Annotated in this window: 22 protein-coding genes and 1 riboswitch; of the genes, 13 read left to right on the top strand and 9 right to left on the bottom strand. The window is 61.5% G+C overall.

The window, feature by feature from the left end; all coding sequences use genetic code 11:
• Positions 1-58 precede the first annotated feature (58 nt).
• From glmS to GH659_RS04755, 4 genes are all read right to left on the bottom strand, one after another.
• Positions 59-1,888 (bottom strand): glutamine--fructose-6-phosphate transaminase (isomerizing), encoded by a 1,830-nt coding sequence (gene glmS, locus GH659_RS04770; RefSeq protein ID WP_153109642.1) that lies wholly within the window; start codon positions 1,886-1,888, stop codon positions 59-61.
• Between the two features lie 66 nt (positions 1,889-1,954).
• Complete coding sequence (gene glmU / locus GH659_RS04765) at positions 1,955-3,316, bottom strand: bifunctional UDP-N-acetylglucosamine diphosphorylase/glucosamine-1-phosphate N-acetyltransferase GlmU (protein ID WP_153109640.1); 1,362 nt, start codon at positions 3,314-3,316, stop codon at positions 1,955-1,957.
• A gap of 98 nt (positions 3,317-3,414) precedes the next feature.
• Entirely contained in the window at positions 3,415-4,881 is a 1,467-nt protein-coding gene (locus GH659_RS04760) for a glutamate synthase subunit beta (protein WP_153109638.1), read from the bottom strand.
• A complete protein-coding gene (locus GH659_RS04755) occupies positions 4,881-9,557 on the bottom strand; it encodes a glutamate synthase-related protein (protein ID WP_153109636.1) in 4,677 nt (1,558 codons plus the stop codon). The genes GH659_RS04760 and GH659_RS04755 overlap by 1 nt, the downstream gene beginning before the upstream one ends.
• Positions 9,558-9,816: 259 nt before the next feature.
• On the opposite strand from GH659_RS04755, the gene hisG reads away from it, so the two are divergent.
• Both hisG and hisD read left to right on the top strand, forming a co-directional pair.
• Positions 9,817-10,461, top strand: coding sequence for an ATP phosphoribosyltransferase (gene hisG, locus GH659_RS04750; RefSeq protein WP_153109635.1), 645 nt, complete (start codon positions 9,817-9,819; stop codon positions 10,459-10,461).
• A complete protein-coding gene (hisD, locus tag GH659_RS04745) occupies positions 10,458-11,771 on the top strand; it encodes a histidinol dehydrogenase (RefSeq protein WP_211364101.1) in 1,314 nt (437 codons plus the stop codon). Before hisG ends, hisD begins: the two co-directional genes overlap by 4 nt.
• 67 nt (positions 11,772-11,838) lie before the next feature.
• On the opposite strand, the gene hisC is transcribed toward hisD, so the two are convergent.
• Positions 11,839-12,915 carry a histidinol-phosphate transaminase gene (hisC, locus tag GH659_RS04740; RefSeq protein ID WP_153109633.1) on the bottom strand — a complete coding sequence of 359 codons (1,077 nt, stop codon included), beginning with the start codon at positions 12,913-12,915 and terminating at the stop codon, positions 11,839-11,841.
• Between the two features lie 150 nt (positions 12,916-13,065).
• Here hisC and hisB point away from each other — a divergent pair, with 150 nt between their 5' ends.
• The 10 genes from hisB (at position 13,066) to tatC (ending at position 18,429) form a co-directional block, all read left to right on the top strand.
• Positions 13,066-13,653, top strand: coding sequence for an imidazoleglycerol-phosphate dehydratase HisB (gene hisB, locus GH659_RS04735; RefSeq protein WP_153109631.1), 588 nt, complete (start codon positions 13,066-13,068; stop codon positions 13,651-13,653).
• Complete coding sequence (hisH, locus tag GH659_RS04730) at positions 13,653-14,303, top strand: imidazole glycerol phosphate synthase subunit HisH (protein WP_153109629.1); 651 nt, start codon at positions 13,653-13,655, stop codon at positions 14,301-14,303. The genes hisB and hisH overlap by 1 nt, the downstream gene beginning before the upstream one ends.
• 69 nt (positions 14,304-14,372) lie before the next feature.
• Positions 14,373-15,113 (top strand): 1-(5-phosphoribosyl)-5-[(5-phosphoribosylamino)methylideneamino]imidazole-4-carboxamide isomerase, encoded by a 741-nt coding sequence (gene hisA / locus GH659_RS04725; protein ID WP_153109627.1) that lies wholly within the window; start codon positions 14,373-14,375, stop codon positions 15,111-15,113.
• A gap of 36 nt (positions 15,114-15,149) precedes the next feature.
• Entirely contained in the window at positions 15,150-15,911 is a 762-nt protein-coding gene (gene hisF / locus GH659_RS04720) for an imidazole glycerol phosphate synthase subunit HisF (protein WP_153109625.1), read from the top strand.
• Between the two features lie 5 nt (positions 15,912-15,916).
• Complete coding sequence (hisI, locus tag GH659_RS04715) at positions 15,917-16,312, top strand: phosphoribosyl-AMP cyclohydrolase (RefSeq protein WP_153109752.1); 396 nt, start codon at positions 15,917-15,919, stop codon at positions 16,310-16,312.
• A complete protein-coding gene (locus GH659_RS04710; protein WP_153109623.1) occupies positions 16,309-16,632 on the top strand; it encodes a phosphoribosyl-ATP diphosphatase in 324 nt (107 codons plus the stop codon). The genes hisI and GH659_RS04710 overlap by 4 nt, the downstream gene beginning before the upstream one ends.
• Before the next feature lie 15 nt (positions 16,633-16,647).
• Entirely contained in the window at positions 16,648-16,998 is a 351-nt protein-coding gene (locus GH659_RS04705; protein ID WP_153109750.1) for a histidine triad nucleotide-binding protein, read from the top strand.
• 10 nt (positions 16,999-17,008) lie between these two features.
• On the top strand, positions 17,009-17,239 hold the full coding sequence (gene tatA / locus GH659_RS04700) for a Sec-independent protein translocase subunit TatA (RefSeq protein ID WP_153109621.1): 231 nt from the start codon (positions 17,009-17,011) through the stop codon (positions 17,237-17,239).
• A gap of 97 nt (positions 17,240-17,336) precedes the next feature.
• Positions 17,337-17,681: a Sec-independent protein translocase protein TatB gene (gene tatB, locus GH659_RS04695; RefSeq protein WP_153109619.1), complete on the top strand. Its 345-nt coding sequence runs from the start codon at positions 17,337-17,339 to the stop codon at positions 17,679-17,681.
• 7 nt (positions 17,682-17,688) lie between these two features.
• Positions 17,689-18,429 (top strand): twin-arginine translocase subunit TatC, encoded by a 741-nt coding sequence (tatC, locus tag GH659_RS04690; protein WP_153109616.1) that lies wholly within the window; start codon positions 17,689-17,691, stop codon positions 18,427-18,429.
• Between the two features lie 33 nt (positions 18,430-18,462).
• Here the strand turns inward: tatC and ampD are convergent, their stop codons facing one another.
• The 4 genes from ampD to GH659_RS04670 are packed head-to-tail and all read right to left on the bottom strand — an operon-like array spanning position 18,463 to position 22,298.
• Positions 18,463-19,023, bottom strand: coding sequence for a 1,6-anhydro-N-acetylmuramyl-L-alanine amidase AmpD (gene ampD / locus GH659_RS04685; protein WP_425499978.1), 561 nt, complete (start codon positions 19,021-19,023; stop codon positions 18,463-18,465).
• A 59-nt stretch (positions 19,024-19,082) separates the two neighbouring features.
• Positions 19,083-20,474, bottom strand: a complete 1,392-nt coding sequence (locus GH659_RS04680; protein ID WP_153109612.1) for a sigma-54-dependent transcriptional regulator — start codon at positions 20,472-20,474, stop codon at positions 19,083-19,085.
• A complete protein-coding gene (locus GH659_RS04675; RefSeq protein WP_246167704.1) occupies positions 20,465-22,078 on the bottom strand; it encodes a sensor histidine kinase in 1,614 nt (537 codons plus the stop codon). The genes GH659_RS04680 and GH659_RS04675 overlap by 10 nt, the downstream gene beginning before the upstream one ends.
• On the bottom strand, positions 22,071-22,298 hold the full coding sequence (locus tag GH659_RS04670; RefSeq protein WP_153109610.1) for a PP0621 family protein: 228 nt from the start codon (positions 22,296-22,298) through the stop codon (positions 22,071-22,073). Before GH659_RS04670 ends, GH659_RS04675 begins: the two co-directional genes overlap by 8 nt.
• A 136-nt stretch (positions 22,299-22,434) precedes the next feature.
• Between GH659_RS04670 and GH659_RS04665 the strand changes: the two genes are divergently transcribed.
• A complete protein-coding gene (locus GH659_RS04665; RefSeq protein ID WP_153109608.1) occupies positions 22,435-23,082 on the top strand; it encodes an alpha/beta hydrolase in 648 nt (215 codons plus the stop codon).
• A 9-nt stretch (positions 23,083-23,091) separates the two neighbouring features.
• Positions 23,092-23,305: riboswitch (cobalamin riboswitch) on the top strand.
• Positions 23,306-23,344: the final 39 nt, after the last annotated feature.

The following is a 23,344-nucleotide window of genomic DNA, read 5'->3' as shown; positions in this document are numbered from 1 at the left end:
CGCCTTCCCATTGATAATAAAGGCCCCAGCGCCACAAAGAGCCGGCGCTGCCTCCGCCTTATTCCACCGTCACGGATTTCGCCAGATTGCGCGGCTTGTCCACATCCGTTCCGCGCACCAACGCCACGTGATAGGCGAGCAACTGCAGGGGAATGACGTGCAACAGCGCGGAGAGCTGACCATAGTGCTCGGGCAGAAGCAGCACGTGCACGCCCTCCGAATCGGTCATCTCGCTGTCGGCATCGGCGAACACATAGAGTTCGCCACCGCGCGCCCGGACTTCCTGCAGGTTGGACTTCAGCTTCTCCAACAGCGCATCGTTCGGCGCGACGGCAATGACCGGCATGTCCTTGTCGACCAGGGCCAACGGCCCATGCTTCAGCTCGCCAGCCGGATACGCTTCGGCATGGATATAGGAAATTTCCTTCAGCTTGAGGGCGCCTTCCAGTGCGATCGGATAATGCCGGCCGCGCCCGAGGAACAGCGCATCCTGCTTCATCGCAAAGCGCTCCGACCACGCCCGAATCTGCGGTTCGAGTTCCAGCACTTTCGACACGGCCACCGGCAAGTGACGCAGCGCTTGCAGTTCAGCGGCTTCAACCTCGGGCGCAAGTCGCCCGCGCAATTTGGCGAAGATCAGGGTCAGCAGATAAAGCGAGGCCAGTTGCGTGGTGAAGGCCTTGGTTGACGCAACGCCGATTTCGGGGCCGGCCCGGGTAATGAAGCGCAGCGCGTTTTCCCTGACCAGAGAAGACTCCGGAACGTTGCAGATACACAGCGTTTTCGTCATGCCCAGTGCTTTTGCATGCTGCAACGCCGCCAGGGTATCCGCCGTCTCGCCGGATTGCGAGAGCGTCACGACCAACGTATTGCTATCGGGCACGGAGTCGCGGTAGCGGTACTCGCTCGCCACCTCGACGCTGCATGGAATGCCGGCGATCGCTTCAAGCCAGTAGCGAGCCACCAGACCAGCGTGGAAGCTGGTACCGCATGCGACGATCAGGACCTGCCGCACATCTTTCAGGACTTCTTCCGTGTTCGCACCGAACAGACCCGGCTGAATACTCCGCGCCGTGCCGAGCATTTCGAGCGTATTGGCCAGCGCCACCGGCTGCTCGAAGATTTCCTTCTGCATGTAATGCCGGTACGGCCCCAATTCCACGGCATCGGCCGAGAGGTGACTTTCCGTTTCGTCCCGAACGACCGGCGTGCCATCGACTCGGGTGATGCGATAGCTATCCCGCGTCAATTCAGCACAATCGCCGTTTTCAAGGTACACGATGCGCCGCGTCACCTGCAGCAGCGCCGACGCGTCCGACGCAGCGTAGTTGCCCTGATCCGAAAGTCCCAGCAGCAACGGTGAGCCTTCGCGCGCGACGATGACGCGATCCGGGTCGGTCTCGCGCAGTACGGCCAGCGCATAGGCGCCTTGCAATTGGGTGATCGCGGCACGCGTCGCTGCGAAAAGATCGGGGGTCTTTTTGAGCTCCGCGGCCACGAGATGCGCAACGACCTCGGTATCCGTATCCGACGTGAATTCGTAGCCTTCCTGCTTCAGTCGGGCGCGCAGCGCTTCATGATTCTCGATGATGCCGTTATGCACGACGGCCAGCCCGCCCGACACGTGGGGGTGCGCATTGCGCTCACACGGCACGCCATGCGTCGCCCAGCGCGTATGCGCAATGCCGGCCGAACCAGCCGCTCCGGAAGCGGACACCTGCGCCTCCAGCTCGGCCACCCGTCCAACAGCGCGAAGACGCTGCAGACCGTTTGGCGTCACCAAGGCCAGTCCCGCCGAATCGTATCCGCGATATTCCAGCCGGCGCAGACCTTCGAGAAGAACAGAAACGATATTTCGATCAGCGACTGCCGCAACGATTCCACACATGGTCAAAATCCATTGAGTTCAAGAAAAAGAAAGCTGGGGGCGACATAAGCCCCGTCACTTCCACTCTCACTTTTCAGCTTTTTTTACGGGACGCTTCCAGCCCGCAAGAGAAACCTGCTTGGCGCGCGATATCGTCAGCGTGTTCGGAGGCGCATCCTTGGTCAGCGTCGTTCCGGCGCCGAGCGTTGCACCGCGGCCGACTGTGACCGGCGCGACAAGCTGGGTATCGGAGCCGATGAAGGCGTCGTCTTCGATGACCGTCTGGAACTTGTTGACGCCATCGTAGTTGCACGTAATCGTCCCCGCGCCGACATTGACGCGGCTGCCAATAATCGCATCGCCGATATAGGCCAGATGATTGGCTTTGGAATGAGCGGCAATGCGGCTTTTCTTGATTTCGACAAAATTGCCGATGTGCACGCCTTCGGCCAGCTCGGTCCCGGGACGCAGGCGGGCAAACGGTCCGATCACGCCATCCGGCCCGACCACGGCATCCTCGATATGGGTGAATGCCGCCAGTCGCGTACCGGCTCCGATCCGCGCATTCTTGAGAACGCAATTCGGTCCGACCTCGACGGCCTCATCGAGCAGCACGCTGCCTTCGAAGACACAGTTAACATCAATGAACACATCCCGCCCACAGGCCAGCTGGCCGCGAACGTCGATTCGCGCCGGATCGGCAAGGCGCACCCCTTGTTCCATCAAACGTTCCGCCGTGCACCGCTGCGCAATCCGTTCAAGTTCTGCGAGTTGCATCTTGCTATTGACGCCAAGAACTTCCCATTCATGCTGTGGGTGTGAAGTGCGAACCGGCAGTCCTGCAACAACCGCCATGCCGACGATATCGGTCAGATAGTATTCGTTCTGCGCGTTCGTATTCGACAACCGGCCCAGCCATTCGCTAAGACAAGACGTGGGCATCGCCATAATCCCGGTATTGACCTCGCGGATGCGCCGCTCATCCTCGCTCGCATCCTTCTGCTCAACGATGCGGACCACACTCCCGGCGACATCGCGCACGATACGGCCATAACCGGTAGGGTCGGCCAGCTCGACGGTCAGGATCGCCAAGCCATGCTGGGCGACCAGCACAAGACGCCGCAGCGTCTCGGCCTGGATAAGCGGCACATCGCCATACAGGACGAGCGTCGTCCCATCGCCTGTCAAATGGGGCAGCGCCTGTTGCACGGCGTGCCCCGTACCCAGTTGCGGAGATTGCAGCGCCCAGGAGAGGTCCGCCGCATCGAACGCCGATCGCACGGCATCGCCGCCGTGCCCGTAGACGACACAGAGTTTCTGCGGCTGCAGACTGCGCGCCGTGTCGATCACATGCGCCACCAGCGCTTTTCCAGCCAGCGGGTGCAGCACCTTGGGCAAATTCGAGTGCATGCGCTTGCCCTGACCGGCGGCGAGAATAACGATATTCATTCGATCTTCCTGTCGTCTCACTGTGAGGTTCAATTCTAAACAAAAACCCCGTTATGGCTGACCACAACGGGGTTTTTCGTACACGGTGACGCCAAAGATCAGCGCGGCAGCGTACTTTCCCCCATCAGAAAGGCGTCAACTTCCCGGGCACACTGACGGCCTTCGCGAATGGCCCAGACAACCAGCGACTGCCCACGGCGTACGTCGCCCGCCGCAAACACCTTGCTTACGTTCGTGGCATAGCACCCCTCACCATCGGTCGTCGCCTGCGCATTACCGCGCCCGTCCTTCTCGACCCCAAAAGCATCGAGCAAACCGCCCACCGGATTGACGAACCCCATGGCCAGGAAGACGAGATCAGCCGGCACGATTTTCTCGCTCCCCGGAATCTCTGCCATTTTTCCGTCAACCCACTCAAGGTCCACCGTCTTCAACGCCGTGAGCACGCCCTTCTCGCCGATGAACTCCTTGGTCGCCACAGAAAAAATGCGCTTTGTATCGCCCTCAAGGTGCGACGATGAAGTGCGCAACTTGTTCGGCCAGTAGGGCCAGGTTGCCGCTTTATCTTCCTGCTCGGGAGGCTGTGGCAACAACTCGAACTGCGTAACCGACGCCGCACCGTGACGGTAGCTGGTTCCCACACAGTCCGAGCCGGTATCGCCGCCCCCGATCACGATCACGTGCTTGCCCTTGGCGCTGATCGGATTGGCGGGGCCGCCCGCCACCTCCTTGTTCTGGGGAATCAAAAACTCCAGCGCCGCATAAACGCCCTTCAGTTCGCGCCCCGGGACAGACAAATCCCTCGGCACTTCGGAACCGGCCGCCAGAATTACGGCGTCAAATTCACTCTGAATCTGCTCGGACGAAATGAACGTCGTAGCGTCGTTGACGATCCCGGCGGGAACATTTTCGCAGCCGACGATCACCTGCGTGCGGAAGCGAACGCCCTCGGCCTCCATCTGTTTGACGCGCCGCTCGATGACCGACTTCTCCAACTTGAAGTCGGGGATGCCGTACGCCAGCAAGCCGCCGATCCGGTCGTTCTTTTCAAAAACCGTCACGTCGTGACCGGCACGGGCCAACTGCTGTGCCGCGGCCAAGCCAGCCGGGCCGGAACCGACAACGGCAACCTTCTTGCCAGTTTTGGCCTGCGGAGGCTGCGGTGCAATCCACCCCATCTCCCACCCCTTGTCGACGATGGCGTGCTCGATCGACTTGATACCAACAGGCTCGCTGTTGATATTCAGCGTACAGGCGGCCTCGCAAGGGGCCGGGCAGATCCGGCCGGTGAAGTCAGGGAAATTGTTGGTCGAGTGCAACACCTCAAGCGCCTGCTCCCACTTGCCGCGATAAACGAGATCGTTCCAGTCCGGAATGATGTTATTGACGGGGCAACCGTTGTTGCAGAACGGAATCCCGCAATCCATGCAACGCGCCCCTTGAATGCCCGCCTGTGCATCATTCAGGGTAAAAACAAACTCGCGGTAGTGCTTGATGCGTGCCGTTACGGGCTCATAGCCCTCCGCGACACGCTGATACTCCATGAAGCCGGTCGGCTTTCCCATTACGCTGCCTCCAATTTCTTTTGCGCGGCGATTTCATCGAGCGCGCGACGATACTCGTGCGGCATGACCTTCACAAAACGTTCACGGCTAGTCGCCCATGTTTCCAGAATGCGTTTCGCCTGCTGGCTGCCGGTAAATTGGGCATGCCGTTCAACCAGGCCCTTCAGCAACGCCTCGTCGGACATGGTCAGGTGGCGCACATCAACGCGCCCATGGCTTTCAAGGTCGTCGCCCGCTTCGCTTCCCTTCCGCGCAGCGAGCTCCTCCGCAACCGGCTCCAGCGCCACCTGTGCCATGTTGCAACGCGACTCGAAGGTGCCTTCCTCGTCGAACACGTAGGCAATTCCACCCGACATACCGGCCGCGAAATTGCGCCCTGTCATGCCGAGCACGACGACCGTGCCGCCGGTCATGTATTCGCAACCATGATCCCCGACCCCTTCGACAACGGTGGCTGCCCCCGAGTTACGGACGGCGAAACGCTCACCGGCCACACCGGCGAAGAAGGCTTCACCCTCGATCGCACCGTACAGCACCGTGTTGCCAACGATGATGTTGGCAGCCGTACTGCCTTTGAAATCCGGGTGCGGACGGACGATGATGCGCCCACCCGAGAGCCCCTTGCCAACGTAATCGTTGCCCTCACCCTGCAAATCCATCGTCACCCCGCGGGCAAGCAGGGCGCCAAAGCTTTGCCCTGCAGTTCCCTTGAAGGAGATATGGATGGTGTCGTCAGGCAAGCCGGCATGACCGTATTTCTCGGCAACACGCCCCGAAAGCATGGTGCCGACAGTGCGGTTCGCGTTACGGATCGGCAGCTCGATCCTGACCGCCTTGCCGCTCTCCAGAGCCGGTTTGGCCAGTTCAACAAGCTTGTTGTCGAGCGCCTTTTCGAGACCATGATCCTGCGTCTGACAATGCAACACAGGCTCGCCCGCGGGGATCGCCGGCCCGTGGAAAATACGGCTGAAATCGAGGCCGTGCGCCTTCCAGTGCTCAATGCCCTTCTTCATGTCGAGCAAATCGGCACGGCCGATCAGGTCGTCGAACTTGCGGATACCGATCTGTGCCATCAGCTCACGCAATTCTTCGGCGACGAAGAAGAAGTAGTTGATCACGTGTTCCGGCTGACCGGCGAACTTGCGCCGCAGCGAGGGATCCTGCGTCGCCACGCCAACCGGACAGGTATTGAGGTGGCACTTGCGCATCATGATGCAGCCTTCAACGACGAGCGGCGCCGTTGCAAAGCCGAATTCGTCCGCGCCGAGCAGCGCCCCAATCAGAACATCGCGGCCCGTCTTCATCTGACCATCGGCCTGCACGCGCACGCGTCCGCGCAGCTTGTTCAGAACCAGCGTCTGCTGCGTTTCGGCCAATCCCAATTCCCACGGCGAGCCGGCATACTTGATCGAGGAGAGCGGACTCGCCCCCGTCCCGCCGTCATGGCCGGCGATCACCACATGATCCGCCTTGGCCTTGGCAACACCGGCGGCAACGGTACCAACGCCAACTTCGGAAACGAGCTTGACGCTGATCGACGACTTCGGATTCACGTTCTTGAGGTCATGAATCAGCTGCGCCAGATCCTCGATTGAGTAGATATCGTGATGCGGCGGTGGCGAAATCAGGCCGACCCCCGGAACCGAATGACGAAGGAAACCGATGTATTCCGTCACCTTGTGGCCCGGAAGCTGGCCACCTTCGCCCGGTTTCGCCCCCTGGGCCATCTTGATCTGGATCTGATCTGCATTGACCAGATATTCCGCCGTCACGCCGAAACGGGCCGAGGCCACCTGCTTGATGGCCGAACGAAGGCTATCGCCCTCCTTGAGCGCAAAATCGTGCTCGATGCGCCCGGCACCAACGATCTCGGAAACCAGCTGCCCGGCCTTGACCGGCTTGAAGCGGGCCGGATCTTCGCCGCCCTCGCCCGTGTTCGACTTGCCGCCGATGCGATTCATCGCAATCGCCAGGGTACTGTGCGCTTCCGTCGAGATGGAACCGAGCGACATCGCACCGGTGGCGAAGCGCTTGACGATCTCTTTGGCCGACTCGACCTCCTCCAGCGGCACAGCAGGACCGGCCGCCTTGATTTCAAAAAGACCGCGCAACGTCTTGTGGACCTTGGACTGATCGTTAATCAGGCGCGCGTATTCCTTATACGTCTCATACTTGCCCGAACGCGTCGAGTGCTGGAGCTTGGCGATCGCATCGGGTGTCCACATGTGCTCTTCGCCACGTGCGCGATAAGCGTATTCGCCGCCTGCGTCGAGCATCGACGACAACACCGGATCGCTGCCGAATGCCTGCTTGTGCAAGCGGATGGCTTCTTCCATCACTTCGAAGACGCCAATCCCTTCGATCTGGGAGGAGGTTCCGGTGAAATACTTGTCGACTATCTTCTTCTGAAGACCGATCGCCTCGAAGATTTGGGCGCCCGTATAGGACATGTAGGTCGAAATGCCCATTTTTGACATTACCTTGAGCAGTCCCTTGCCGATCGCCTTGACGAAATGCTTGGCGGCCTTTTCGCGCTCGTCGTCGCTATCGCCGGCCATCGCCTGGATCGTTTCCAGCGCCAGATACGGATGCACCGCCTCGGCACCATACCCGGCCAGAACGGCAAAATGATGCGTTTCCCGTACTGCACCGGTTTCCACGACCAGACCGGCACGCGTTCTCAAACCTTGTGTCACCAGATGCTGGTGCACCGCCGACGTCGCAAGCAACGCGGGAATGGCGACATGATCCTTGTCCATCTTGCGGTCGGAGACAATCAGCAGCCCGCAACCGCGCTGCACTGCATCCTCTGCCTCGGCACACAGCGATGCAAGACGGGCCTCGACGCCCTCCTTACCCCAGGCAAGCGGATAGCAGATATCCAGCTCGGCCGAATGGAACTTGTCATCCGTGTAGGACGAAATATTGCGCAACTTGACCATGTCCGCCGCCGAAAGCACAGGCTGCGAGACTTCAAGCCGGTAGGGCGGATTGATTTCGTTGATGCCGAGCAGGTTCGGCTTGGGACCGATAAAGGACACCAGCGACATCACCAATTGCTCGCGGATCGGATCGATCGGCGGATTGGTGACCTGTGCGAACAACTGCCGGAAATAGCTGAACAGCGTTTTGTTCTTGCTCGACAACACTGCCATCGGCGAATCGTTGCCCATCGAGCCGACCGCTTCTTCGCCCGTCCTGGACATCGGTTCGAGAATGAACTTGATGTCTTCTTGCGTGTAGCCAAACGCCTGTTGGCGATCGAGCAGGGAAGCCGCAAACTTCGCTTCTCCGGAAGTCGCGGGAGCCGTCAGGCTGTCCAGCTTGATATTGATGCGCGAGAGCCACTCCTGGTAAGGCTTCTGGCGCGCCAGCGTTTCCTTGAGCTCCAGATCGTCGATGATGCGCCCCTGGTCGAGATCGATCAGGAACATCTTGCCGGGCTGCAAACGCCACTTCTTGACGATTCGCTCGTCAGGAATCGGGAGGACACCGGATTCCGAAGACATGACGACCAGATCGTCATCGGTCACCAGATAGCGGGCCGGCCGCAGACCGTTACGGTCCAGCGTTGCGCCGATCTGGCGGCCATCGGTAAACGCCACTGCCGCCGGGCCGTCCCACGGCTCCATCATGGCCGCGTGATATTCGTAGAAAGCGCGGCGCTTCTCGTCCATCATGGTGTGCGATTCCCACGCTTCCGGAATCAGCATCATCATGGCATGCGCCAGCGAGAAACCGCCCATCACGAGCAATTCGAGCGCGTTGTCAAACGATGCCGAATCGGACTGATTGGGGTAAATCAACGGCCAGATCTTGTCGAGATCGGCCCCGAGAAGCGGTGACCAGGTTCCCTTTTCGCGCGCCCGCATCCAATTGTAGTTACCGCGCAACGTATTGATTTCCCCGTTATGCGCAATCATGCGGAACGGATGGGCCAGCGGCCATGTCGGGAAGGTATTGGTCGAGAAACGCTGGTGAACCAGCGCCAGCGCCGACACGCAACGCGGATCCATGAGATCGCGATAGTACTCGCCAACCTGATCGGCGAGGAGCAACCCCTTGTAGACGACCGTTCGTGCCGATACTGACGGTTGATAAAACTCTTTGCTGTGCTTGAGACCCAAGGCCATTACGGCGTTGGCGGCGCGGCGGCGGATTACGTAGAGCTTGCGCTCCAACTGATCGGTCACCATCACATCGGCACCACGACCGATGAAGATTTGACGGATTACCGGTTCGCGCTGACGCACGGCCGGCGACATGGGCATTTCACGATTCACCGGGACGTCACGCCACCCGAGAACGACTTGCCCCTCCAGGCGAACGGCCCGCTCGATTTCTTCCTGGCAAGCCAGACGCGAAGCGTGTTCCTTCGGCAGAAAGACCATACCGACACCATAATCACCAGCACGCGGCAGAACCACTCCCTGCTTGGCCATTTCCTCACGGAAATAAGCATCCGGGATCTGGATCAGAATCCCGGCGCCGTCCCCCATCAGGGGATCCGCCCCCACCGCGCCGCGGTGATCCAGATTCTTGAGGATCTGCAACCCTTGCTGGACAATGGTGTGGCTTTTTTGGCCTTTTATGTGTGCTACAAAACCGACGCCACAGGCATCGTGCTCGTTGGCAGGGTCGTACAACCCTTGCCGCTCAGGTACAGCCGAATCCATCACACTTAGTCCTCACAAAACAATCATATGGCACAGAGCACAAACCGCCCGAGACAAAAAAAGCACACAATGCTGGTTCTTAAACCAACAGGGCGACCTAAAAGTATATCGTGAAAACCTGTTCGATCAAACACCAAACACACAGAAGCATCGAACACCGGCTCCACCACCCGGGCCTCCTGACGCCACCTGCTTGAACGCCGATTCGGTCACAGCGCTTTGCGGTAGAATCGCGCCTTTAGTCAGCAGGAACCCCGCCGTGGATGGCATCACCATCGCCCTGTCGAAGGGCCGAATTTTCGAAGAAACGCTGCCGCTGCTCGCCGCAGCCGGCATCGAACCTCTGGAAAACCCGGAGACATCGCGCAAGCTGATCATCCCGACCAACAGAGACGATGTACGGGTGGTCATCGTGCGCGCCACCGACGCCCCGACTTACGTTCAGTACGGCGCCGCCGATATCGGCGTTGCGGGCAAGGACGTATTGATCGAACACGGCAGCGAAGGACTCTACCAACCGCTCGACCTGAAAATCGCCAAATGCCGGATGATGGTCGCCACCCCGGCCGGCTTCGATTACACCAACGCCGTGCGTCAGGGCGCGCGCCTGAAAGTGGCAACAAAATACATCAAGATTGCCCGCGAACACTTCGCCAGCAAGGGCGTCCACGTCGACCTGATCAAGCTTTACGGCTCGATGGAACTCGCCCCGCTGGCCGGACTGGCCGATGCCATCGTCGACCTCGTTTCCACCGGCGGCACGCTCAAGGCGAACAACCTCGTCGCCGTCGAACACATTATCGACATTTCCTCGCGCCTGATCGTCAACCAGGCCGCACTCAAGCTCAAGCGCGAAACACTCGTCCCCATCATGGATGCAATTTCAAAGGCAGTAGGATCGTGATTACCATCAAGCGTTTTTCCAGCACCGACACTGACTTCAAGGCAAAACTCGACGCACTTCTGGCTTTCGAAGGCGCGCAGGACGAATCAATCGACCGGACGGTGGCCGACATTCTGGCCGACGTCAAGAAACGGGGCGACGAAGCCGTCATCGAATACACCAACCGCTTCGACCGCCTGACCGCCAAGTCGATGTCCGAACTCGAACTGTCGCACGAAGAGCTGCAGCAAGCGCTCGCCAGCCTGCCCGCCGACCAGCGCGCGGCACTCGAACTCGCCGCCCAGCGCGTACGCGTCTATCACGAGCGCCAGCCGCTGCAGGGGTGGCAATACGAGGAGCAAAGCGACGACCTCAAGGGCACGATGCTCGGCCAGAAAATCACGCCACTCGACCGCGTCGGCCTCTATGTCCCGGGCGGCAAGGCGGCCTATCCGTCATCGGTGCTGATGAACGCCATTCCGGCCAAGGTCGCAGGCGTCAAGGAACTGATCATGGTCGTGCCGACGCCGAACGGCGAACGCAACGCCCTCGTGCTGGCCGCCGCCGCACTGTCGGGCGTCGATCGCGTCTTCTGCATCGGCGGCGCACAAGCCGTTGGGGCACTGGCTTACGGCACGCAGACCGTGCCACAAGTCGACAAGATTGTCGGCCCGGGCAACGCCTACGTCGCCGCCGCCAAGCGTCGCGTCTTCGGCGTCGTCGGCATCGACATGGTGGCGGGCCCGTCGGAAATCCTCGTTGTCTGCGACGGCAAAACCGATCCGGACTGGGTGGCGATGGACCTCTTCTCGCAAGCCGAACACGACGAACTCGCCCAGTCGATCCTCGTCTGCCCGGATGCCGCCTACATCGACCGCGTTTATGCCTCGATCGAAAAACTGCTGCCGACCATGCCGCGCCAGGAAATCATCCGCACCGCCCTGCAGGACCGCGGCGCCCTGATTACCGTACGTGATCTCGACGAAGCCTGCGCCATCGCCAACCGGATCGCCCCGGAACACCTGGAGCTGTCGATCGCGGACGCCGATCAATGGGTCGATAAAATCACCAACGCGGGCGCCATCTTCATCGGCCCGTACACATCGGAATCGCTCGGCGATTACTGCGCCGGCCCGAACCACGTCCTGCCAACCTCCGGCAGTGCACGCTTCTCGTCACCGCTCGGGGTTTACGACTTCCAGAAACGCAGCAGCCTGATTCGCGTGTCGCAAACCGGCGCCAAGACGCTCGGCCGCGTCGCCTCAATACTGGCGCAGGGCGAAGGACTGCCGGCGCACGCCAAATCCGCCGACTATCGCGTCGAGTCCTGATCGGCACAGTCCAAAGCAAACGGGAGGCATCGCCTCCCGTTTTTCGTTGTCCACACGCAACCGGCAATCAGGCCAGGATTTCCTTCAGCGCGTCAATCAACGCCTGACACTCGGCATCCGTGCCAATCGTAATACGCAGGTGTTGTTCAATGCGCGGCAAACGGAAGTGGCGAACGATGACTTTTCGTTCGCGCAACGAGGCGGCAAGCTGCGCCGCGTCGCGCTGCGGATGGCGAACAAAAATGAAATTCGCCCCCGAAGGCAGCACCTCGAAACCCAGCTCTTCGAGCTGCGCAACCAACGCGCCACGGCTTTTGATGACGGCTTGGCGCGTCGTTTCGAAATAAGCCGCGTCCTCGATCGCGGCTGTCGCGCCCGCCAAGGCAATTCGGTCAATCGGATACGAATTAAAACTGTTCTTGACCCGTTCGAGCGCCTCGATCAGCACCTTGTCGCCCAAGGCATAGCCGACGCGCAGGCCGGCCAGCGAATGCGACTTGGACAAGGTGCGAATCACGAGCAGGTTGGGATAACGATTGATCAGGGCAATCGCCGTTTCGCCGCCGAAATCGACATACGCCTCGTCGATAACGACAACCGACGCCGGATGCATCGCCACCAGCCGCTCGATCTCGACCAACGACAGCAGATGCCCGGTCGGCGCATTCGGATTGGCGATGATGATGCCACCATTGTCGCGGGCGTAATCATCGACGCGCACTTCAAAGCGTTCACCGAGCGGAATCGTCGCATGCTCGACTTCATACAGGCCGCAATACACCGGGTAAAAGCTGTAGCTGATATCGGGCAACAGAATCGGCTTCTCATGCTTGAGCAGCGCCATGAACGTGTGAGCCAACACTTCGTCCGAGCCGTTGCCGACAAAAACCTGGGCCGGCGCGATGTTGAAGGCGGAAAAATGACGGGCAATCGCCGCTTTCAGCCCATCAGCATTCGGGTCCGGATAAAGACGCAAGGTCGCGCCGTCCTTGCCGAGTTCAGCCTGCATGGCGGCCACGGCGCGCGGCGACGGCGGATACGGGTTTTCGTTGGTATTGAGTTTGACGAGGTTGGTAATCTTGGGTTGTTCGCCCGGCACGTAAGGGGTCAGGCGATGAACAAGCGGGCTCCAGAATTGGCTCATGAACGGCTCTCAGGGTCGAATGCAGCGGAAGCTCGAAATGGTATCATGCGCGCTTATTGCTTTGACCCGGCGGGCGATTGCCAGCCTCCGGCGCCAACGCGCCGAAGCACATCAATCTTTTCGTGAACGCCACTCTGCGACAGGAACCTCATGCGGCAGGCCGAAATCAACCGAAACACCCTCGAAACGCGGATCACCGTGCGCCTCAATCTCGACGGCAGCGGCAAGAGCCGGTTTGCGACCGGCGTCCCCTTTCTCGACCACATGCTCGACCAGATCGCCCGCCACGGGATGATCGATCTCGAAGTTGAGGCGGCAGGCGACCTGCATATCGACGCGCACCACACAGTCGAGGATATCGGCATCAGCTTTGGCCAGGCGCTGGCGAAAGCTCTCGGCGACAAACAGGGTTTGCGCCGTTACGGCCACGCCTATGTCCCACTCGACGAAGCCTTGTCACGCGTCGTCATCGACCTGTCGGGCCGCCCCGGCCTCGAATTTCACGTCGATTTCAGTCGTGCCACGATCGGCGCCTTCGACGTCGATCTGGTACGCGAATTCTTTCAGGGCCTCGTCAATCACGGCCTGATGACCGTACACATCGACAACCTGCGCGGCATCAACGCGCACCACCAGGCCGAAACAGTCTTCAAGGCCTTCGGCCGCGCCCTGCGCATGGCCGTCGAAGCCGATCCGCGCGCCGCTGGCTCGATTCCATCCACCAAGGGTTCGCTCTGATGTCCTCCACCGCTGGAAAAATCGCCGTCATCGACTACGGCATGGGTAATTTGCGCTCGGTCTGGCAGGCGCTCGTGCACGTCGCCAACGGCAAGGAGATCGTCGTTACCGCCGATCCAGCTGAAGTCGCCGCCGCCGAACGCGTCGTTTTCCCCGGCCAGGGCGCCATGCCCGACTGCATGCGCGAACTCGACGCGCGCGGCCTGCGCGCCGCCGTTCTCGAAGCGGCCAAGAGCAAACCCTTTCTTGGCATCTGCATCGGGCTGCAAATGCTTTTCGAACACAGCGAAGAAGGCGACGTCCCCGGCCTTGGCGTCTTTGCCGGGCGCGTGCGCCGCTTCCCGGCCGACAAGATGCATTCGCCACAGGGCGACAAGCTCAAGGTGCCGCACATGGGCTGGAACGAAGTCCGCCAGATCCGCCCGCACGCTTTATGGCAGGGCATCGAAGACGGCGCCCGTTTCTACTTCGTGCATAGCTACTTTGTCGATCCAGTCGACCGTGACACGATTGCCGGCACCACCGACTACGGCCTCCCCTTTACCAGTGCGGTAGCGCGGGATAATATTTTCGCCATCCAGTGCCACCCCGAGAAAAGCGCTCACGCCGGCCTCGCTTTGCTGGCCAATTTCATTCAGTGGCAGCCGTAAGGCAGTCATGCACCGATCCCGGATAGACCTCTTTCCGATTTCCTTTCTTCACTTTTCCAGTTCTAAAAAATGCTGATCATCCCCGCGATTGACCTGAAGGACGGCCAATGTGTCCGTCTCAAACAGGGCCTCATGGACGAAGCCACGGTCTTTTCCAACTCGCCCGGCGAGCAAGCCGCCCATTGGCTAGCGCAAGGCGCTCGCCGCCTGCACGTGGTCGACCTGAACGGCGCCTTTGCCGGCAAGCCCAAGAACGAAAGCGCCATCAAGGAAATCGTCCGCGCCGTCGGCAAGGACATTCCCGTGCAGTTGGGTGGCGGCATCCGCGACCTCGACACAATCGAACGCTGCCTCGACGACGGCGTCAGCTACGTCATCATCGGCACGGCCGCCGTCAAAAACCCCGGCTTCCTGCACGATGCGTGCAGCGCCTTCCCCGGCCAGATCATCGTCGGGCTCGACGCCAAGGACGGCAAGGTCGCGGTCGACGGCTGGTCGAAGCTGACCGGCCACGACGTCATCGACCTCGCCAAGAAATGCGAGGATTACGGCGTCGAATCGATCATCTACACCGACATCGGCCGCGACGGCATGTTGAGCGGCATCAACATCGAAGCCACCGTCAAGCTGGCACAAGCCTTGCGCATTCCGGTGATTGCCAGCGGCGGACTGTCGAACATCGAGGACATCCGCAAACTGTGTGCGGTGGAAAGCGAAGGCATTTTCGGCACGATCGCCGGCCGGGCCATCTACGACGGCTCGCTCGATTTCGCCGCCGCTCAGGCCGAAGCCGACAAACTCGGTGCCTAAGCCGCCGCCCCGCAACAGCAGAGACAGGAATCCATTTTGGGACTAGCCAAGCGAATCATCCCCTGCCTCGACGTCACCGCCGGACGGGTCGTCAAGGGTACCAACTTCGTTGACCTGCGCGACGCCGGCGATCCGGTCGAAATCGCCCGCCGCTATGACGCACAGGGCGCCGACGAAGTCACCTTCCTCGACATCACCGCCTCGTCAGACCAGCGCGACATCATCCTGCACATCGTCGAAGCCTGCGCCTCGCAGGTCTTCATCCCGCTCACCGTCGGTGGCGGCGTGCGTACCGTCGCTGACGTGCGCCGTCTGCTCAACGCTGGCGCCGACAAGGTCAGCATGAACACGGCCGCCGTCACCAACCCCGACCTTGTCGCCGAAGCCTCGGCCAAAGTCGGCAACCAGTGCATCGTCGTCGCCATCGACGCCAAACAGGTCGCGCCTGGCCAGTGGGAAGTCTTCACCCACGGCGGTCGCAACCGCACCGGCCTCGCCGTCGTCGACTGGGCGCGCCGGGTGCAGCAACTCGGCGCCGGTGAAATCCTGCTGACCAGCATGGACCGCGACGGCACCAAGAATGGTTTTGACCTGGCGTTGACGCGCGCCGTTTCCGACGCCGTCGATATCCCGGTAATCGCCAGCGGCGGCGTCGGCAACCTGCAACATTTGGCCGATGGCGTCTCGATCGGCGGTGCCGATGCGGTACTCGCCGCCAGCATCTTCCATTTCGGCGAATACACGGTGCGGCAAGCCAAGGAATACATGCACGAACGCGGCATCGAGGTACGCCTGTGAGCGACATGGACTACAGCCTGCCGTGGCTGGATGCACTCAAGTGGGACGAGAACGGGCTCATTCCGGCCATCGCCCAGGAAGCGACAAGCGGCCGCGTCATCATGTTCGCCTGGATGAACCGCGAATCGCTGCAGGAAACGGTCGCCACCGGCACCGCGGTGTACTGGTCGCGCTCGCGCCAGCGCCTCTGGCACAAGGGCGAAGAATCCGGCCACGTGCAAAAAGTCCGCTCGCTGCGCGCCGACTGCGACGGCGACGTGCTGCTACTGCTCGTTGACCAAATCGGCGGCATTGCCTGCCACACCGGGCGGGAAAGTTGTTTCTTCCTTGAACTTCAGGGAGATCGCTGGGTTCCAACTGACCCGACGTTGAAAGACCCAAAGGACATTTACGCGAAATGAGCGACCAAGACATTCTGCACCGCCTCGCTGAAACACTGGCAACACGCCGGCACGCCGATCCGGAAACCTCCTACACGGCCAAGCTCTTTGCCAAGGGACCGGATTCGATCCTGAAAAAGATCGGCGAGGAATGTGCCGAACTGATCATGGCCGCCAAGGATGGCAAGCGGCTGAACATCGTTTATGAATCAACCGATGTCCTCTACCACATGATGGTCTTGCTCGCTTTTTACGGCATCGGCATTGACGACGTGCTGCAGGAACTGCGCCGGCGCGAAGGCGTTTCCGGCATCGAAGAAAAGAATTCACGGACAAAGTAAGCAATGGACGCGCTCATGGACAATTGCCTGTTTTGCAAGATCGCGCGTGGCGACATTCCGTCGCGCAAAGCCTACGAAGACGAGCTCGTGCTCGCCTTTCACGACATCAACCCGGCCCGGCCAATGCACCTTCTGGTCATCCCGAAGCGTCACATCACCTCGCTGCAAACGGTCAGCCAGGACGATGAAGCTGTCTTGGGCCGGATGCTGTCGGTCGCCAACCAGCTGGCCGAAGAAAACGGCAGTCCGGACGGATTCCGTGTCATCATCAACAACGGCCGCGTTGGCGGTCAGGAAGTCCCGCACCTGCACGCGCACGTGGTGGGCGGCCCAGACCCGGTCGGACCGATGCTCAAACGCAACTAGGAGGTAAATCATGGGAAGTCTCAGCATCTGGCACTGGCTGGTTGTCCTGCTCATCGTCATGCTCGTCTTCGGCACGAAGAAACTGCGCAACATCGGCGAAGACCTGGGCGGCGCGGTCAAGGGCTTCAAGGAAGGCATGCGGGAAGGATCGAGCGAGGCCACCAAACCGACCGACCCGGCGCAACAGATCTCCGATGGACAGACCATCGAAGGCGAGGTCAAGGAAAAAACCAAGTCTTAAAAAGACACCTCAAAAGCCCCCCAAGGCGCCTGGCGCCGGCACGTGAAAACCCATCCCGGCCGGCCCTGGCCTCCCGCTTCAGGATACCTTCCGCCCCATGTTTGACATCGCATTTTCCGAGCTGATCGTTATCGGCATCGTGGCCATCGTGGTCATCGGTCCGGAGCGTCTGCCGAAAGTGGCTCGCACGGCCGGCCACCTGCTGGGGCGCCTGCAGCGCTACGTGCATGATGTCAAAACCGATATCAGCCGTGAAATGCAGCTCGATGAACTGAAAAAAATGCAGGCGCAGGTTCAGGAATCGGCTCGTCAGCTCGAGCACAGCATCAATGCCGAAGTCACTCAGGCGCAGGCGGGGCTTGAGCAATCCATCGGCGGCACAGCCTCCGCCACTTCAACGGAAACCGCGAAAAGCGACCCCGCTCTTCGCGCCAAGGAATGAATAGCGCATGGATCAAGCGCCCGAAGAATCCTTCCTGACCCATCTCATCGAACTGCGCAACCGCCTGATCCGGGCGCTGCTGGCGATCGGCCTCGTGTTCATCTGCCTGTTCCCCTGGGCACGCGATCTCTACGCGCTGCTTGCCGAACCGCTCCTGCACTCGCTACCGCAAGGCGGGCAAATGATCGCCACCGACGTCATCGGCGTTTTCATGGTGCCGATGAAAGTCGCCTTGATGGTCGCCTTTCTGATCACCCTGCCTTACGTGCTCTATCAAGCCTGGGCCTTTATCGCCCCCGGCCTTTACGCCCACGAGAAGCGCTTGGCGCTGCCGCTCCTGACCGCCAGCGTCCTGCTCTTTTTCATCGGCATGTCGTTCGCCTACTTCGTTGTTTTCCCGACCATTTTCGGCTTCATGGCGAAAGTCGCCCCCGAAGGAGTGGCCTGGATGACCGACATCGAGAAATATCTGTCGTTCGTGCTGAGCACCTTCCTGGCCTTTGGTGCAACCTTCGAAGTCCCCGTCATCGTCATCGTGCTGGTCCGGATGGGTTTTGTCGAACTGGCCACGCTCAAGGAATGGCGCTCCTACGTCATCGTCGGCGCCTTCGTCATCGCCGCCATCTTCACCCCGCCCGATGTCGTGTCGCAATTGTTGCTCGCCATTCCGCTGTGCCTGCTCTATGAACTGGGCCTGCTGCTGGCGCGCTTTGTCGGCCAGCCGAATACCGAGTCGCGGCGGGGCTAACGGGGCTCACTCAATCCCGCGCACGCCCGACCTTCAGCGTGTAGCGTTCAGATCCGGCAACAATTCTTCACCGAGGTCGCGCAAACGCATCCACTCAAAAAACGGGCCAGGGTCGGTCTTGCGGCCGGGCGCGATGGTGGAATGCCCGGCCACCGCCTCGAACGGGTAGCGCGTCCGCAACGCCCGCAACAACTCGCCCAAACGCCCGTACTGGGCGTCCTCGAACGGCAGGTCGTCGCAACCTTCCAGTTCAATCCCGATGGAAAAATCGTTGCAACGCTCACGCCCCCGCCAGGAAGAAACGCCCGCATGCCAGGCGCGCTGGTCAGCCGACACGAACTGGATCAGCTCGCCATCGCGGCGGATCAGGAAATGCGCGGAAACACGCAGCGTATGAATTCCGGCGAAATAAGGATGGGCGGCCGGATCAAGCATGTTGGTGAACAAGCGCGCGATATCGTCGCTGCCGAATTGCGAGGGCGGCAGGCTAATGGCGTGCACGACGACCAGCGACACCTTTTCGCCCGCCGGCCGTGCGTCGGAATTGGGCGACGGCACATGGCGTACGGGGCAACCCGGCGCCAGCGATTGCAGCCAGCCATCCCGCCAATCGTCGGTCGGCACGCGTTGTCCGGACACGGTCTCGATCTGGTTCATTCTGCGCCGTCCTCGATACCAAGACGTTCGATGCGATAGCGCAGCGAGCGGAAGGTGACGCCAAGCAGCCGGGCCGCCGCCGTGCGGTTGAAGCCGGTTTTAGCCAGCGCATCGAGAATCGCCTGCTTTTCGACGCGGTTGACGAGGTCATCGAGCGTTTCGCCAGCACGTCCCTCGACGCTGCCAACACCGTCGACGCCAGTGCCGGCAGCCAGTTGCAGATCGTCCGGCGTCACGATGTCGTTCGAACACAGCGCCGTGGCCCGTTCGAGAATGTTTTCCAGTTCACGGACATTGCCCGGATACGCATAGCGGCTCAGCGCCTGCATCGCCTCCGCGCTCAAGACCGGCGGACATCCGCCGCAAATGCGCTGCAAAACAGCCTCGACCAATAGCGGAATATCCTCCTGCCGTTCGCGCAAAGCCGGCATCTTCAGTTCGATCACGTTCAGGCGGTAGTACAGATCCTGCCGAAAGGTTCCGGCGTCGACGCAATCGGCCAGCTTGCGGTGCGTCGCCGACAGGATGCGCACATCGACCGGCTCCTCGGTGGCATAGCCGACCTTGCGCACCTTCTTTTCCTGAATCGCGCGCAACAGTTTGACCTGCATCGCCAGCGGCAGATCGGCCACCTCGTCGAGGAACAGGGTGCCGCCATGCGCGGCCTGGAAGAAGCCATCGCGGTCACCGTCAGCCCCGGTGAAAGCGCCCTTGCGATAGCCGAAGAACTCGCTCTCCATCAGGTTTTCGGGAATCGCACCGCAGTTAACCGGCACGAAAGGCGCCGCATGCCGGGCGCTCTGCCCATGGATCAGGCGCGCCGCCATTTCCTTGCCGCTGCCCGACTCACCAGAGATGTAGACCGGCGCCTGACTGCGCGCCAGCTTGGCGATCATATCCCGCACGGACTCAATGGCCGGTGACACGCCGATCAGCTGCGCGGACAGCCCTTGGCCTGGCGCGGCCGACACTTCTCCGCTTTTCTGGGCAGGCGGCAGGCTGATCGCCGACTTGATCAGCGTGCGCAACTGATCGAGTGCGACCGGCTTGGCCAGGTAATCAAACGCCCCGGCCTTGAGCGCGGCGACGGCATTGTCGGCGCTGCCGAAAGCGGTGATGACGGCGACCGGCGTCTCTGGATAGCGTTCGCCGATCAGGCGCACGATTTCCAGCCCCTCGCCGTCGGGCAAGCGCATGTCGGTCAGGCACAGGCTGTAGCGCTCACGCTCCAGAAACCCTTTGGCTTCGCCAACGCTACCGGCGCAATCAGCCGACAGCCCCATGCGGACAAGCGTCAGATCAACCAGCTCGCGGATGTCCGCCTCGTCATCGACCACCAGCACTCTCGGCAATTCGCCCGAGCGGCGTTCAGACCTGCTCACTGCCACGCATCACTCCTTCCTGAAATGCAGAATTCCGCCCCGGCCTGACTGTCCAGAAGTTCCAGCCGGGCATTGTTGGCCTCGCACAACTCACGGGCGATATACAGCCCGAGCCCCGTTCCCTTGCTGTGCGTCGTGAAAAACGGTTCGAACACCTGCTCGCGACTCGCCGCATCGACACCGGGACCATCGTCGGCCACATGCAGTTCGACGCGCCCGTCCTCGCCGGAGTCGCGCACCCGCAGCTGAACGCTGCCAGGCTCGCGCCGCGAATAGCGGAAGGCATTGCCAACCAGATTCCACAACACCTGATGCAGATGCGAACGGTCGAAGAACAACTCGCTCCGGCCCGAAAAATCGACCTGCACGACGCCGAGCGCCGCTCCTTCCTTGAGCGAAAACTCTTCGACGAACGAAGGCAGCATCTGTCGCAGGTTGATGCGCTCCGGGTGGACCCGGTCTCGTCGCCCGAGCTCAAGGACGTCGCCGACGATGCGTTCGACGCGTTGTGCGTTATCGAGCACGATGCGCAGCAAACGTTCGCTCACCGGCGCGCCGTCCGCCGGCAATTCCTCCTGCAACAACTCGCCCGCGTGCCGGATGGCCGACAGCGGATTGCGGATTTCGTGGGCAATGCTCGCCGTCAGCCTTCCCAGCGCCGCCAGTTTCAGTTGACGCGCCTGCTCCTGCACCCGGCCCATGTCTTCGAGAAAAACGAGCACATCGCGGCGCGAGCTCTCGGTCGGCACAAAACGTGCCCGCAAAAGCATGCCGCGCGCTGGTGCGCGCACCAGCATCGGCTCGGCGGACGGTCGCTGGCACCAGGCGGCAAAGCCCTGCGCCAACTCGGTCGAATAATCGGCCAGCAGACGCCCGGACGGGTCCCCCAGTCCGAGCAGTTGCCCGGCGCGCGGGTTGCGCTGCCGTATCCGGCCATGCCGGTCGATGACGAGCACGCCATCCTGCATTTCCTCGATGATGCGCTGGCCGACCTGCATCTGATTCTTCAGATCGCGCCCCCGCCGGCGCGCCAGTTCCTCGTTGGCGATCACCCGGCTGGCCAGCAGGCGGGCCGAAATGGCCACTGCGAAAAAACCGATCGAATACAGTCCGGCCTGCAGGAAATCGCCCACCTCGGCGTCCGCGCTTAGCGCCCGCACCGACTGCTCGGCCAGCACCGAAAGCGTCGCCACGGCCGCGTAGAAGACAACGAGCCGCCCCTGCCCAACCAGCCCGGCGCACGCCAGCGACACCAGCAACAGCGTTCCCATCCCGCTCCGCAGCCCGCCACCGGAGTGGATCAGGAGCGTAAACACCAGCACGTCGACGGCCACCAGCAAGCCAAGCTGCACGTTGAAACGATGCCGGTAGAAATGCACCGCGAGCAGGGCACCCAGCGTCGCCAACTGGTAAAACGCCGCCACGGGCAACGGTAGAAGCCCGCGCTGGGCACTGAAGATCGACAGGGAAGATGGCTCGAACAGCGCCGAGGCAAAAAGCAGCAGCGCGATGCACAAACGGTAAATCGTGAAATAGCGCAGCGACTTCCAATGCGCTTCGGAAACACGCGGCGACACGCTCACCGGCGAGACCGTCAGCGGCTCAATCACGCGTGCTCCTGGCCGCCTGATCACGATGCGCCGCCGAGCAATAACGGCGGCCATTGACGAGCAGACTTTCGCTGACCGGCACATTGACGCCGCACACCTCGCAGCGAACCATCCGCTCCGGCGGACGCGGCGCCGGATGCATGGCCCGCCCGCGCAGGCGAACCTTGCGCAGCCCCCAGACGACAAAAACGATAATAGCGAGCAGCAACAGGTATTTCATGATCGGTGATCGGCATGGCGCAGGAAGGGAGGAGGATAGCAGAAGCGCAAGGGGCCAGCGATTGCCGAGGCCTCGATGGCCGGAGATAGAATGGCGCCTTGCCGGCGCAATCGCCGCAGGAGAGGGAACGAGCACCATGAAACCGAGCGAATCCATCCATTTCATCGCCGGCCCGGCCGGCCGCATCGAGACGATCATCGAAGCCCCGGAAGCGCCGTGCGGAATCGCGCTCATCGCCCACCCGCACCCGCTCTTCGGCGGCACCCACACCAACAAGGTCGTGCACACGCTGGCCAGAACGTTCACCCGCCTCAACTACATCGCCCTGCGCCCGAACTTTCGCGGCGTGGGCGCAAGCGAAGGAACGCATGACGACGGCCGCGGCGAGACCGACGACCTGCTCGCCGTCCTCGACGAGGCGCGGCACAGCTTCGGCGAACTGCCGGTCGTGCTCGCCGGTTTCTCGTTCGGCGCCTACGTGCAAACGCGCGTCGCCGAAGCGCTCGCTGCCGCAGGCGAACCGGCGCAACGCCTCGTCCTCGTTGGCACCGCCGCTGGCTACATTGAAGGCGCGCGCAACTATGTGACACGCGCCGTCGCCAGCGACACGCTCATCATCCACGGCTCGGCCGACGAAACTGTGCCGCTCGCCAACGTCCTCGCCTGGGCGGAGCCGCTCGAACTGCCGGTCGTCGTCATTCCCGGCGCCGACCACTTTTTCCACCGTCGCCTGCACCTCCTGCGCGACATCATCCTGCGCACCTGGCACGACCACGCCGTTTAATGTGGCCGGCTTGACCCGAAGCGGGTCGGCATGGAGAATGCACGCTCCATTCGGTTTGACGTAACGGAACACGGTGCGAATCCGTGGCGGGCCCGCCGCTGTATCCGGGGACGAATGCTGCAAGGTCGCAAGACCAGCCACTGACGGGGACTACCCCGCCGGGAAGGTGCGGCGATTCGGCTGATCCGGTAGCCAGAAGACGTGTCGAACCGAAGCGGAGCTCAGGCAAGGGCTCCGGCTGAAGGCATACAGCCGTGTGCTT

Origin of the sequence: Propionivibrio limicola (genome assembly GCF_009469695.1) — a bacterium.
In the GTDB taxonomy this organism is placed as follows: domain Bacteria; phylum Pseudomonadota; class Gammaproteobacteria; order Burkholderiales; family Rhodocyclaceae; genus Propionivibrio; species Propionivibrio limicola.
The sequence above is the reverse complement of the archived record's forward strand: the minus strand, read 5'-3'. Positions and strand labels throughout refer to the sequence as shown.